Source organism: Hallella bergensis DSM 17361, from assembly GCF_000160535.1.
Classification (GTDB): domain Bacteria; phylum Bacteroidota; class Bacteroidia; order Bacteroidales; family Bacteroidaceae; genus Prevotella; species Prevotella bergensis.
This window is the reverse complement of sequence record NZ_GG704780.1, coordinates 601,652-615,274: the sequence shown is the minus strand read 5'-3', so window position 1 is coordinate 615,274 and position 13,623 is coordinate 601,652. Positions and strand designations below refer to the sequence as shown.

The following is a 13,623-nucleotide window of genomic DNA, read 5'->3' as shown; positions in this document are numbered from 1 at the left end:
GGTCGATTATTTATTGAATAATACGGACAAAACGTCTCTCAGAATTCGCGTATTTCAAAATCAAAAACCGATGGTGAGCTACACGCCCAAAATAACGCATTTTTGTAAACCGCTGTATGTAAGCGGCTTGCTTTGCTATGCGCCGTAATGCTGAAAAGAACACCTTCGTTTCTTCTGCGATTCCATATGTCATGGCGGTGTGGTTAAGGCCGAATCGGGTGACGGATGAGGCTTTGTCGCCTGATGAACGAACCTCTAACGCGGTGTGATCAGGCTTTTGTCGCATCGTGGTCTCTTTTTTTTGCGTTCCGGGAAATAAGAGGATCTTACAAATCCGAACGAATTTTTGTCTGGAAAGACGAGTCGGGACGACCCTGTTTTTGTGATGTTATTTTGACATCGGCAGAATCTGGCTCCTGGAAAACGCTCTATATTTATATCCAATCATATTACTCCCTTATTCATCTTGATTTACTATTTTAGTCAATTCTTCCTCCACTTCTTCAACCGTAGGCAAAGCTGATTTCAGTTTATTAGGAATAGCCTTTGTTAGTTGATAGTCGCTGACACCAATTGGTTGATTGAGTCTGGAGAGAGCATATGATGTCCCTCTATTTTACTGATGTCACAGTGATAGATTGCTGACAATGTTTCAGTGACTTCTTCTAATTGTGCAACAGGTTGTTGCGTAATTATATTGGGCTGATTATCTGTGGCTTGAATTAGTGCAAGAGGTTCTTGCACAATTTGATTTAGTTCATTTGTCAGGCTCAATATATCCTCTAAGATAGGAGTTTTAGGCAAGCCATCAATCTCAGCCATCTTGTTCAGTACTTCCAGCGGATAAGCACTGGCAAACTGACACATGTAGAAGATATTTCTGCGAGAATATCCCTTCTTGTCAGGATATTTAGAACGTATCGCCTTGGAGAGGTTGCCAATGACTTTGCTTCCCCAACCTTCTTTCTTTTGGAGGTAGAGGATGAAGTGACCTACTTTCCAATAGTGGAAAAGCATGTCCGCATTTGCAGAGGCTATCATGCGTATTTGAGTATGCTCAAGGTCAGGTTTATCATACTTTATTTGTTTTTTTATTTTCTCTATCTGCTATTTTTTCCGATATGGGTGTCTGCAGGATGCTCCTCGTCATCATCCGCAAACTTCAGTACAATTTCCACAAAACCAGCGCTTTTTTTGATGTTGTGAAAAGTTTATGAACATTTCTGAAACGTTATCAAATCTCGATGGCAAGATATTTTATTAAATTTGCATCGCAAATAGACCTATTCAAGGCAGGAGATGAAACGAAACGGTGAAACATGACAACGGGCCTACTATTAAAAAATGTAGTCAATTGTTATTTCCACCCGAAGGACGCATGATTTAAACAACTTTTGTGTATCTTTGCTGTAGAAAGCAGTCTATTAAAACCAGGTATATCCTATAAACTATATAAACTATATTATATGAACAGACAATATCTATTAGGTTTCGATGTAGGTTCGAGTAGTGTGAAGGCCTCTCTGGTCGATGTCGAGACCGGTGGTATGGCTGCTACGGCATTTTTCCCCGAACGCGAGGCACCCATCAAGGCTTTGAAGGCCGGTTGGGCTGAGCAGGACCCTGATATGTGGTGGAACAATGCCAAACTCGCCTTGCAGAAGATTATGGCAGATACGGGTGCCAAGGGCGACGACATCAAGGCCATCGGTATTTCCTATCAGATGCATGGTTTGGTGTGTGTCGACAAGCAAGGACAGGCTCTGCGCGATGCCATTATTTGGTGCGATTCGCGTGCGGTGCCCTACGGAGAACAGGCGTTCGACGACCTTGGCCATGACCTCTGCCTGAGCAAGTTGCTCAATTCGCCGGGAAATTTCACTGCGGCCAAGTTGGCTTGGGTGAAGGAAAACGAGCCTCAGATTTATGAAAAGATTCACAAGGTCATGTTGCCGGGCGACTATATCGCCCTGAAACTCAGTGGTGAGGCCACGACAACCATTGGTGGACTGAGCGAGGGGATGTTCTATGATTTTGACAAGAAAGCCCCGGCCGACTTCCTATTGGACTATTTCGGATTGTCGAAGGATATTTTGTCTGATGTGGTGCCCACCTTTGCTGTTCAATGTCGTGTGAGCGAAACAGCAGCCCAGGAACTTGGACTCAAAGCCGGTACGCCCATCAGCTATCGTGCCGGAGATCAGCCTAATAATGCCCTTAGCCTCAACGTGTTCAATCCGGGAGAAATTGCATCGACCGCCGGCACATCGGGTGTGGTCTATGGTGTGCTGGGTGAAACGGGATACGACCCCAGAAGTCGTGTCAACACCTTTGCCCATGTGAACTATACCCCTGAGCAGACACGCTTGGGCGTGTTGCTGTGCATCAATGGCACGGGTATTCTCAATGCCTGGATGCGTCGCAACGTGGCTCCTGAGAATATGGGGTATGCGGAAATGAACAACCTCTGTGCGTCTGTACCCGTGGGCAGTGAGGGTGTCGCCGTGATACCGTTTGGCAATGGTGCCGAACGCGTGTTGGAGAATCGGGAAACGGGTTGCTCGGTTCATGGACTCGACTTCAATCGTCACAGCCGCGCTCATGTCATGCGTGCAGCTCAGGAGGGCATCGTGTTCTCGTTCTGCTATGGCATGGAAATCATGGAGAAAATGGGTATGGACGTTCACAAAATCCATGCGGGCAGGGCCAACATGTTTCTCAGCGAGACTTTCCGCGAGGCACTGGCATCGACCAGTGGTGCAACCATCGAACTGTACGAAACCGACGGTTCTGTGGGTGCGGCCAAGGGCGCTGGTATGGGGTGTGGCATCTACAAGAGCCACGACGAGGCCTTTGCCACCCTGAAGCAACTAATGGTGGTGGAGCCTGACAGCAAGAAGGAATCGGCCTACAAGGCTGCGTATGAACACTGGAAACGCGTGTTGGAGAATGAGATGTCGTTGCCGCGGTGAGACACTGTTTCCAATTCAATCACTCCAAAAGGATCAATAAGATAACAATAATATCAATAACTTAAACAATTAAGATTATGGCAAAAGAGTATTTCCCCTCGGTAGGTAAAATTCCGTTCGAGGGATCAGAGAGTAAAAACCCCATGGCATTTCACTATTATGACCCAGAGCGCGAAGTGATGGGGAAGAAGATGAAGGACTGGTTGAGGTTCGCTATGGCTTGGTGGCACACACTGGGTGCAGCGAGCGGCGACCAGTTTGGCGGTGGCACCCGTGACTATGGGTGGGACAATTCGGCCGACGCCGTGCAGCGTGCCAAGGATAAGGTGGATGCCGGCTTTGAGATTATGAGCAAGCTCGGTATCGAATATTTCTGCTTCCACGATGTGGACCTTGTGGATCCCGATGACGACATCGATAAATATGAGGCTAACCTCGCTGCAGTTACCGACTATCTGAAGGAAAAGATGGCTGCAGACCCCAGCAAGAAACTGCTTTGGGGTACGGCTAACGTGTTCAGCCACAGGCGCTACATGAATGGTGCTGCCACAAACCCCAACTTTGACGTTGTGGCTCGTGCTGCCGTGCAGATTAAGAATGCCATCGATGCTACCATCAAGCTCGGCGGTGAGAACTATGTGTTCTGGGGCGGTCGCGAGGGCTATATGTCACTGCTCAACACCCAGATGCAGCGCGAGAAGAATCATTTGGCCAACATGCTGGCTGCTGCTCGCGACTATGCTCGTGGCAAGGGATTCAAGGGTACGTTCCTCATCGAGCCGAAGCCCATGGAGCCGACCAAGCACCAGTATGACGTGGACACGGAAACGGTGATCGGATTCCTCCGCGCACACGGATTGGACAAGGATTTCAAGGTGAATATCGAGGTGAACCATGCCACATTGGCCGGTCACACCTTTGAGCACGAGCTGGCTGTAGCTGTGGACAATGACATGCTCGGCAGCATCGATGCCAACCGTGGCGATGCGCAGAATGGCTGGGATACCGACCAGTTCCCCATCGACAACTTCGACCTGACTCAGGCTATGATGCAGGTTATCCGCAACGGTGGACTGGGTACGGGTGGCTCCAACTTCGATGCCAAACTGCGTCGCAATTCCACCGATCCGGAGGATATCTTCATTGCCCACATCAGTGGTATGGATGCCATGGCACGCGCGCTGCTCAATGCTGCCGCTATCATGGAAGAGAGTCCGCTGCCGGGCATGCTCAAAGAGCGCTATGCAAGTTTCGACTCCGGTGAGGGCAAGTGCTTCGAAGAGGGCAAGATGAGTCTGGAAGACCTCGTGGCATACGCCAAGAAGGCCGGTGAGCCCAAGCAGATCAGTGGCAAGCAGGAACTGTACGAGACGATCGTAGCACTTTACTGCAAGTAAAAATAACACAACCAAGCCTTCCTTGCTACCGAGTGTTCGGGGGTGGGGGAGGCTTTTCCCTTATGCTAAAACAACTACTTTTAACTTTGATCTTGGCAATGCCTGCGGTGGCATTTGCCCAATACAAATCTCAGGTGTGGAGTCCCGATAATGGTGACGGCACCTATACCAATCCGGTGATTAATGCCGATTACAGCGACCCCGACGTGATTGCCGTCGGCGACGACTATTACATGACGGCCAGTTCGTTCAACTGCATACCCGGCCTGCCTATTCTTCACTCCAAAGACTTGGTGAACTGGGAGTTGGTCGGACACGGCGTGAAACGCTTGGTGCCCGACAGTTTGTTTTCGGGAAGACCCGCTCATGGCAATGGTGTGTGGGCGCCCTGCATCCGCTATCACAATGGCGAATATTACATCTATTGGGGCGATCCCGACAACGGCGTGTTCATGGTGAAGACCAAGGATCCTGCCGGAGACTGGGAGGAACCGGTGCTGGTGATAGAGGGCAAAGGCATGATTGATACCACGCCGCTTTGGGACGACGATGGAAGATGCTATCTGGCCAATGGCTGGGCCAACAGCCGTAACCGTTTTGCATCGGTCATCACCGTTCGTGAACTCAATAAGGAGGGCACAAAGGCCATCGGCGACCCGGTTATTGTGTTCGACGGCAACGGCACAGAATATCGCACGGCCGAAGGCCCCAAGTTCTACAAACGCGATGGATGGTACTGGATAATGTTCCCGGCAGGCGGAGTGGCTACCGGATTCCAGGTGGCCATGCGGTCGAAGTCGCCCTATGGCCCCTACGAATACAAGAAAGTGATGGACCAAGGCTCTACCAACGTGAACGGTCCACACCAAGGTGGATGGGTGCACACGGCGCAGGGCGAGGACTGGTTTGTGCATTTCCAGGACAAGGGCGTGTATGGGCGTGTGGTGCATTTGCAGCCCGTGACGTGGAAGGACAATTGGCCCGTAATAGGACGCGTGCCCAAGAAGGGCTATTGTGGTGAGCCATACCTGACATATAGAAAGCCCAAATCGGCTTCGAGGGTGATAGTCAACCCGGTGGAAAGCGACGAATTCAATTCTCCCGCGCTGGGAAAGCAATGGCAATGGCATGCCAATTATCACCAGGCTTACGGCATGCCTACCTCCTTGGGATATTTCCGGCTGTATACTTGGAAGAGCGATGAGACGATATGGAACACTCCCAACCTTTTGCTCCAAAAGACGCCGGCAGACAACTTTACGGCTACTACAAAGCTCAAACTGATCAGTAAGGCCGAGAATCAACATGGTGGTATTATCATGATGGGGCTGGATTATTCTGCGCTGGTCGTGAAACGCGTTGGCGACAAGTTTGAGTTGCAGCAGATAACATGCAACAAGGCTGACAAGAACGGTAAGGAAGCCGTGAAGACCCTGGCCACGCTCACCCGAACCGGACAGGACGAGAACGACTATCAGTTTGCCATTCACGAGGAGATTTATCTCCAAATGAAAGTGAACAATGGCAAGGTAAACTTCGCTTACAGCATGAATGGGAAGACCTTCAAGTCTGTCGGCGATACCTTTACGATGCGTGAGGGTAAATGGATTGGTGCAAAGATAGGGTTTGTTGCTCAGGAGCCAGCTGGTACCACCAACCGTGGGTGGATCGACATAGACTGGTTCAGAGTGACGAAATAACCATTCTAAAACATCTTGAGCTTATCATTTGCCGTCTCCTCTCTATATGTGTGAGACGGCATTTCTTGGAATTCGTGCGTTTACCCAATGCTGACATTTTTTATTCTCTCCCTCTATATTTTGCGTATTTAAGAACAAAAGCCCCTCGGTCCGAAATTCGTAAAATTTGCGGTAATTTGTAGTTCGCAAAGTTCATGTAATAATAAAAAATGATTATCTTTGAAGATGTTTCTACGATCTTGCTATGAACCAGTACCAGAAAGAACAATGTTTCGAGGAGTTGTTTCAGAAGAACTATTCCAAGATGTACTATTTGGCTTTGTACATATTGAAGAACACAGATGATGCGCAGGATGTGGTGCATGAAGTTTTTGCCAAACTTTGGGAGGAGTATAATCCTGAGGAAACTATTTACAAAACATCTTACTTTACGACCATTACTCGCAACAGATGTCTTGATATCATCAAGCATGATGCGGTAAAGATGCGCTATGCCCGATTGTACATTGAGATGTACAGGCAAGGACTTCTGGACGACGATACGGATGGCAATGAGCAGATGGATGTTATTTATAAGACTATGGAGAAAATGTCACCCCGTACCCGACTGGTGGTGGAGCAATGCTATTTTGAAAACATGAAATATGCAGAGGTGGCGGACTTGTTAGGATTGAGCAAAGACGGTGTAAGAAAGCATATTATCAAGGCATTGGCTATGTTGAGGAAGGCTTTTCCAAATGATTTCAAAAAAAAGTAGTACCCTAAAATGCAACCAAGTCGTTAAATAATATACAGTGGAACATCATGAAGATTTGTAAGAGGAATTGTAATACCATAGGAGAAGATGATTGCAAGATAGTCGATATTATGGATAATCTTGATAGTATTCAAGATGACGACTTGCGGGTTTTGCTTTCCGATCAGGAAACAGCAGAAGACGCACGACTTGTCCTGAAACTACAGGAAGCCGTGGCTCGCAAGAAGTTTGGCGACGTAGATACAAAGAGGGCTTGGAATCGTTTTAAGAGACTTCATATTGATGTATCGGATCATAAGAGACGTTCCACGCCTTGGATTGTTGCGGCTTTATCCGTGGCTGCTATGGCCTTGTTTGTCATCTTCATGTATCCTCAGCATGATTGCAAGCGAGAAAGTGAGGAGTTTGTCGCTTTTGCCGCTGTCGACGGACCGCAGGATGTGTTGCTGGGCGAAGCTTCAGGCAAAGGCAAAACCGCTAAGGATAATATCTCGGAAAACGATGTGACAGTCAATGAGCAGCTGGCGGACTTTTCCAAAGCAGAGGAGAGTAGCCGGAAAACCATGTTTGTGCAGACCCCTCGTGGAAAAGATTACCAGGTCATTTTGTCGGACGGTACGGTTGTTACCATGAATGCGGACAGTAAACTGATTTTCCCCAAGCATTTTGAAGGCAATGAACGTGTTGTTCAATTATCCGGCGAAGCCTATTTTAAGGTCAAGCATGACCCCTCGCATCCTTTTATTGTCCGTACGAAAAACATGACCACCCGAGTGCTCGGCACAGAGTTTAATTTGAAGGCATATCCGAAGTCGGATGCCCATGTTACCCTGATCAAAGGCAGTGTGGAGGTGCACGACAAATCGGGTAAAGAAGCCGTCCGTCTGAAACCGGGCGAAGATTTACTCGTGCAGGACGGCCAGGGTTTCAGTGTCTCTTCCGTCGATACCGAATATTACATTCAGTGGCAAGAGGGCTATTTCTACTTTGATAACGTTCCACTAATAGATGTGGTGCGGGAATTAGGCCGTTGGTACAATGTGAATATAGAGATACGTGACAACTCACTGATGAGTTATAGGCTGCATTTTATAGCGGAACGTAACAACTCGGTAGACGAAGTGGTAGAAAACCTCAACGCGTTCAGTTATATAAATGTGGTGAAACAAGGTAATAAAATTATGATATCCAGAAAAAAGTAGCATTTGTAGGGACTTAATCTGTATCATGCTCGTTTTATATTATAAAGAACTTAAACCTAAACAAAACGAGAATGAAAATTAAAAGCAGGAAAAGGCAATTTCTGTTCCATTATCATTGCCACTGGATTATGTTAGTGCTGCTTTTCTGTTGCAGCAGTTACACCTCCCAAGTTTCAGCTCAGTCCCTACAAAAGGAGATAAGTCTGGAAAGCCGTAATGAAGCTTTGTCTTCTGTGTTGAAGAAGGTAGAGAAGGCTTCAGGATTCAAGATTCTGTTTACTTATGATGAGGTGCAGGATTATAAGATTACGGCATCGTTGAAATCGAAGCCTGTCAGCACTGTACTGAAAACAATCTTCAACAACACTCCTTTTAAATATTCGGTAAAGGGCAAATTCATTTATGTTACCCGTAATCAGGCTTCTGTGTCACAGAGCCATGGCGGCAAGAAGTCGCTCACCGGCCGAGTGCTCGACGAGGAGGGTGTTCCGCTCATAGGCGTTACCGTGCGGGTCAAGGGGACAGGAACGGGAACCGTAACCAATTATGATGGAGAGTTTGAAATACCCTATGAAGAGAGCTCTGCCATGCTGACCTTTTCTTACTTAGGCAAAGAGGATACGGAGACTCGCGTGACAGCAGGCAATCCTGCAAAGATCATGCTTGCTGATTCGGAGGCGGCAACACGGGTCAATGAGGTTGTTGTGATAGGTTATGGCAGCATGAAAAAACGTGACCTCACGGGGTCGGTCATATCGATATCGGATAAGGTGATAGAGAACAAGACGGCAACGAGTGTGTTCGATGCCCTGCAGGGTAGTGCTCCCGGTGTGCAGGTTGTGAGTGGCTCGGGCCAGCCCGGAGAGTCGGCTTCGATCAAGATTCGTGGAACATCGACTTTCTCTGCCGAAGGAGTCACACCTTTATATATTGTGGATGGTGCGCCGTTGGAGTCTCTCGATGGCATCAATACCAATGATATTGTGTCGATGGAGGTGCTCAAGGATGCAGCTTCTGCCGCCATTTATGGTTCGCGTTCCGCTAATGGTGTTATCATTATTACAACCAAGAGTGGACAAGAGGGCAAGCCCGTGATTGATATCAAGTACAATCATTCATGGGGAACACTTTCCCATAAAGTTCCACAAGCCAACAGGATGGAGCGGCTTCTCTACGACCAGTTCCGCAAAAGCTATTTTGAATCGTACGGAGGTGGCAATCCCAATGAGAGTAGTGATGTGCTGGACGATCCGTATAACTATTTCTATAACGTGGATAACGACTACTTAGACATGATTACCAAGACGGGCAATAAAGACCAGATAGATGTAAGCCTGAGCGGCGGAACAAGCAAGTTGAAATATTTCATCAACACGGGCTACTATAATGAGAATGGTATAATTGACAACACCGGCTTCCGGCGCATCAGCACTCGCGTCAACTCAGACTACGCTCCCAACAAATGGTTGAATATTGGTAGCAGGATTTCACTTACCTACTCAAAGAAGAACGGCCTGAATGAGGGACGGCTGTTGAGCTCTGTTTTGAGCAGGCGCCCTTACTTCAACACCTATTATTCAGATGGTTCCATGGTGGGTGTGTTTAATGGTCAGAAGAACCCTATGGCATTGATTGAATACACAACCGATTTCACCGATTCGTATAAGATGAATTTCTTTCAGTTTGGTGTGATCAGGTTTAATAAGTATTTGAAGTTCCGCACCAATCTCAACTTCAATTTCTATCTCGACAAGCGCAAGCAGATGGAGCCGAGTCTTATTACTGATGAATGGCAAAAGTCGAACAAGGGGTTCTCATATAACCATACCAACTGGAACTGGATGAACGAGAACTACCTGACCTTTGAACGCAAGTTCGGGCAACATCACTTCCAGGCTATGGTGGGTATGAGCTTACAGCGTTGGCACTATGAGAACGAGAACCTGGTAGGCATCAACTCGTCCAACGACTACATCTACACCCTGAATGCCTTTTCTGCAAACCTCGACTTGTCCAACACGAGAACTTTTGTGTCCAATCACGCCTTGGCTTCTGTCTTCGGACGTGTGACCTACGACTACAAGAGTCGTTATCTGTTTGCTGCTAACTTCCGCAGAGACGGGTCTTCGCGCTTCTCCAAGGACAATCGTTACGGTAATTTCCCCTCGGTTTCATTAGGTTGGCGTTTCTCAGATGAGAAATTCCTCAAGGGTATGAAAAACGTTCTTACGGATGGCAAGCTGCGTGCCAGCTTCGGTATAACGGGCAACCAGTCTATTGGCAACTATGATTATGTATACACCTACTCGCCAAGTACGATTTATGACGGGGTAGGAGGCATTGCTCCGACCCGAATAGGAACGGAACACCTGAAGTGGGAAGAGACCAAGCAGTTTGATTTAGGTTTGGATCTGAACTTCTGGAACAGTCGTCTTGTTGTTACCGCCGACTATTATTACAAGTACACTGACGGACTTTTGGCTAATTACCAATTACCCAAAGAGTCCGGATTCTCATACATGAAAACCAATGTTGGTGAAATCAGTAATCAGGGTTTCGAAATCTCGGTGTCGGGAGACCTTATTCGTTCAAAGGATTGGACATGGAATGCGACCTTCAACCTCTCAAGAAACATCTCTCGTATAGAGAAGCTGCAAAATGGGAAAGCCTATATGGAAGGTGATATTTGGTGGATGGAAGAAGGAGGAAACATTGGCGACTTTTATGGATTCAAAAGCAACGGAATATTCCAGTATGATGAGTCGAATGCCTTTACCAAGGACTGGAAACAGCTTACCCCAGTGTTCGAGGACGGGGTTTTCCAATACAAATATCTGTTGAATGGCTCGCCATACACAGGTGACGTACATAAGAAAACCTTGCCAAATGGCAAAGCATTCCGCGGGGGCGACTATAACTGGATTGAGAATCCGGAGAGCCAGAACGGCGTGATCGATGACAACGACCGCATGGTTATTGGTAATGCCCTGCCTAATGTGACTGGCGGTTTCAACACCACCGTGCAGTGGAAGGACCTGAGCCTGTATGTAGGAATGTATTTTTCATTGGGCGGAAAGATTTACAACTATGCAGAGCATAACCGCAACCAGTTCAAGTATATGGGTACGACACCATCTCCTGAGGTGATATACAACCTGTGGTTGCAGCCCGGCGATGAGGCCATTTATCCCCGCCCATTCAACGACGAGTTCAACAACGCACGCATTGCCAACTCTTTCTATTTGGAGGATGCCTCTTTCGTCCGCTTGCAGAACATACGCCTGTCCTATCATTTACCAAAAATGCTCATGCAGAAGATATTCCTGAAAGACTTGAGTCTGTATGCTTTTGCAAACAATGTGCTGACTTGGACAGACTACTCGGGCTTCGATCCTGAGTTCTCTACCAACAACCCCTTACAGATTGGTAAAGATACCTATCGCTATCCGCGTAAGCGAGAGTTCGGCTTGGGTTTCATTGCAAATTTCTAATTACTAACCAATACGTTCTGAAGAATGAAAAATATAAAATATATCATCATCGGTCTATTAGGACTGTCAATAACAACCGGCTGTTCTGACTTCTTAGATGAGGAGACCGTAAGCGAGGTTCCTGCAGAGAAGATGTGGAAGACTGCCCGTGATGCCAAAGCCGGTGTGAATGAAATCTACGGCTTGTTGAGACAAACCTTGCGCGAGAACTATTTCTATTGGGGCGAGTTCCGTTCTGACAACTTTGCGCCCGGTGCCCCTGTGATGGTGAATCAGGCAAGAGCAATGAACAACTTGATGTCTACGGATGAGAAATGCGCCAAATGGACTAACCTCTACAAGATGATCAATCAAGCCAATCTTGCCATTAAGTATATTCCCGAAATCAGCATGCCCAACGTTTCCGACCGTAATGACTATTTAGGGCAAGCTTATGCACTCAGGGCCTTGGGCTACTTCTATGCTATCAGGGTTTGGGGAGACGTTCCCGTGTATACCGAACCAGTGGAAGTCTTCAACGACAAGATCTATCATGCACGTTCTCCTAAGGATTCTATTATTACACACGTGATCATTCCCGACTTAAAACGTGCCGAGCAGTTGATCAACCGAACGGGAAACCGTGAACGTAAGCGCATCTCTATATGTGGTGTATGGGCCATTATGGCTGATGTGTATATGTGGAACGAGCAGTACAGTCTGGCCGATCAGACTATCGACAAGATTTCCAGCATCAGCACTGGTCGTGAACGTTTTATTGATTTTGAACCATCGCTGGAAACCTATCGGCGAATGTTTACCGAGGAGCTTAACAACAAACCCTCGGATAACACGCCCGAAAATGATGAATACCAGACCAAGGAGTTCATATTTGTTTTGCATTATGACATGGACGAAGTGGGCACTAATGGCTACAGCTATATGTACCAATGGTTCACCGGGTCGGGAAACCGTGCGGCCGTCGTGGCAGACAAGTATATGGATATCTTCAATCAGCCGGATATGAACGGTGACCTCCGCAAGGACATGTTTGTGAAATCTTATCAGGGAGGCAACGAGTTGCGCAAGTATATTGCAGGCGACATCAGCACATCACTGAACAAGACGTGCGAGATAGCTTATCCGATTTATCGCTATACGGACATCATGTTGTTGCAGGCAGAAGCCAAGGCCCGACTCGGCAAGTGGGAGGAAGCCTTGGACCTAGTGACCAAAGTCCGCACACGTGCCGGATTGCAAACTCCTACAGCCGTGGAGTTTGGAACAGAGGAAGAGCTGGTTGATTTCATTCTCCGTGAACGCCAAGTAGAACTTATCGGCGAGGGACGGAGATGGTTCGATTTGCTGAGAACCAAGAAGTGGAAAGAGGTTATGGAACCTATCAACGGCATGAATACGGATGGAAACGAACTGTTCCCCATTCATTATTCGCATCTCATAGAGAACAATAAACTATATCAAAACACTTACTATGGAGACAAATAATATGCAGAAATATATGAAAACGATATATGGCATTTTGTGCTTGTCATGTGCCCTGCTCATGAGTTGTGATCTGGATTTACAGAAAGACTACGACTACAAGGCCTCTGTAGCCGATATGCGAGTGGACAAGACGGCCTGGGAATACTTACAGGATAATAATGAGGAGTTCTCGATGTTCATGGCTGCCATTGAGTATGCAGATCTGAAAGCGTACTACACCCAGTCGGCCCAGCCTTACACTTTTCTTGCGTTGAGCAACACGGCCATGAAGAGTTATATGGAGAATGTGTTCCCCGGCGAGGAAACTATCACATCGTGCGACCTTTCCACAGTCAGGGATATGCTCTTGTATCATATTGTGGATGGTGCTTACAGCTCGTACGGCCAGCTCGATGTAGAGCCGATGTACGTGCTGACCATGCTCAAGGGAGAGCAGGGACTGATGACCATGTGCGTATGGAAGAATCCCTGGCAGGCTGCTGTTGGAAAGGTGCTCATCAATCAGGCTGGCAGCAACGGCAAGTCTCCACAACGCAATGTGAGGAAGAGCAACATCATCGTTACCAATGGTGTGATGCATGTACTCGACAATTACTGTTATTACCAAAAATAAAAGAGC

Annotated in this window: 9 protein-coding genes and 1 pseudogene; 8 read left to right on the top strand and 2 right to left on the bottom strand. The window is 47.4% G+C overall.

Features of this window, described 5'->3' with window-relative positions:
* Positions 1 to 10: 10 nt before the first annotated feature.
* Positions 11 to 286, bottom strand: a complete 276-nt coding sequence (locus tag HMPREF0645_RS13600; RefSeq protein WP_007173226.1) for a hypothetical protein — start codon at positions 284 to 286, stop codon at positions 11 to 13.
* A gap of 323 nt (positions 287 to 609) precedes the next feature.
* Positions 610 to 1,104, bottom strand: a pseudogene (locus HMPREF0645_RS02335) (DUF1016 N-terminal domain-containing protein); the annotation flags it as partial.
* A 362-nt stretch (positions 1,105 to 1,466) separates the two neighbouring features.
* On the opposite strand from HMPREF0645_RS02335, the gene HMPREF0645_RS02330 reads away from it, so the two are divergent.
* The 8 genes from HMPREF0645_RS02330 (at position 1,467) to HMPREF0645_RS02295 (ending at position 13,617) form a co-directional block, all read left to right on the top strand.
* Positions 1,467 to 2,972 (top strand): xylulokinase, encoded by a 1,506-nt coding sequence (locus tag HMPREF0645_RS02330; protein WP_007173224.1) that lies wholly within the window; start codon positions 1,467 to 1,469, stop codon positions 2,970 to 2,972.
* A 74-nt stretch (positions 2,973 to 3,046) separates the two neighbouring features.
* Entirely contained in the window at positions 3,047 to 4,369 is a 1,323-nt protein-coding gene (gene xylA / locus HMPREF0645_RS02325; protein ID WP_156777822.1) for a xylose isomerase, read from the top strand.
* A gap of 62 nt (positions 4,370 to 4,431) precedes the next feature.
* A complete protein-coding gene (locus HMPREF0645_RS02320) occupies positions 4,432 to 6,069 on the top strand; it encodes a glycoside hydrolase family 43 protein (RefSeq protein ID WP_007173222.1) in 1,638 nt (545 codons plus the stop codon).
* Between the two features lie 244 nt (positions 6,070 to 6,313).
* A complete protein-coding gene (locus tag HMPREF0645_RS02315) occupies positions 6,314 to 6,826 on the top strand; it encodes a sigma-70 family RNA polymerase sigma factor (RefSeq protein WP_007173221.1) in 513 nt (170 codons plus the stop codon).
* 110 nt (positions 6,827 to 6,936) lie between these two features.
* Complete coding sequence (locus tag HMPREF0645_RS12945) at positions 6,937 to 8,028, top strand: FecR family protein (protein ID WP_052300821.1); 1,092 nt, start codon at positions 6,937 to 6,939, stop codon at positions 8,026 to 8,028.
* A gap of 71 nt (positions 8,029 to 8,099) precedes the next feature.
* Positions 8,100 to 11,519 (top strand): SusC/RagA family TonB-linked outer membrane protein, encoded by a 3,420-nt coding sequence (locus HMPREF0645_RS02305; RefSeq protein WP_007173219.1) that lies wholly within the window; start codon positions 8,100 to 8,102, stop codon positions 11,517 to 11,519.
* Between the two features lie 24 nt (positions 11,520 to 11,543).
* Positions 11,544 to 13,004 (top strand): RagB/SusD family nutrient uptake outer membrane protein, encoded by a 1,461-nt coding sequence (locus HMPREF0645_RS02300; protein ID WP_007173218.1) that lies wholly within the window; start codon positions 11,544 to 11,546, stop codon positions 13,002 to 13,004.
* Entirely contained in the window at positions 12,991 to 13,617 is a 627-nt protein-coding gene (locus tag HMPREF0645_RS02295; protein WP_007173217.1) for a fasciclin domain-containing protein, read from the top strand. Before HMPREF0645_RS02300 ends, HMPREF0645_RS02295 begins: the two co-directional genes overlap by 14 nt.
* Positions 13,618 to 13,623: the final 6 nt, after the last annotated feature.

Coding starts and splice junctions, on each gene's coding strand:
- HMPREF0645_RS13600 (WP_007173226.1), bottom strand. CDS start 286: ATGCGACAAAAGCCTGATCACACCGCGTTAGAGGTTCGTTCATCAGGC.
- HMPREF0645_RS02330 (WP_007173224.1), top strand. CDS start 1,467: ATGAACAGACAATATCTATTAGGTTTCGATGTAGGTTCGAGTAGTGTG.
- HMPREF0645_RS02320 (WP_007173222.1), top strand. CDS start 4,432: ATGCTAAAACAACTACTTTTAACTTTGATCTTGGCAATGCCTGCGGTG.
- HMPREF0645_RS02315 (WP_007173221.1), top strand. CDS start 6,314: ATGAACCAGTACCAGAAAGAACAATGTTTCGAGGAGTTGTTTCAGAAG.
- HMPREF0645_RS12945 (WP_052300821.1), top strand. CDS start 6,937: ATGGATAATCTTGATAGTATTCAAGATGACGACTTGCGGGTTTTGCTT.
- HMPREF0645_RS02305 (WP_007173219.1), top strand. CDS start 8,100: ATGAAAATTAAAAGCAGGAAAAGGCAATTTCTGTTCCATTATCATTGC.
- HMPREF0645_RS02300 (WP_007173218.1), top strand. CDS start 11,544: ATGAAAAATATAAAATATATCATCATCGGTCTATTAGGACTGTCAATA.
- HMPREF0645_RS02295 (WP_007173217.1), top strand. CDS start 12,991: ATGGAGACAAATAATATGCAGAAATATATGAAAACGATATATGGCATT.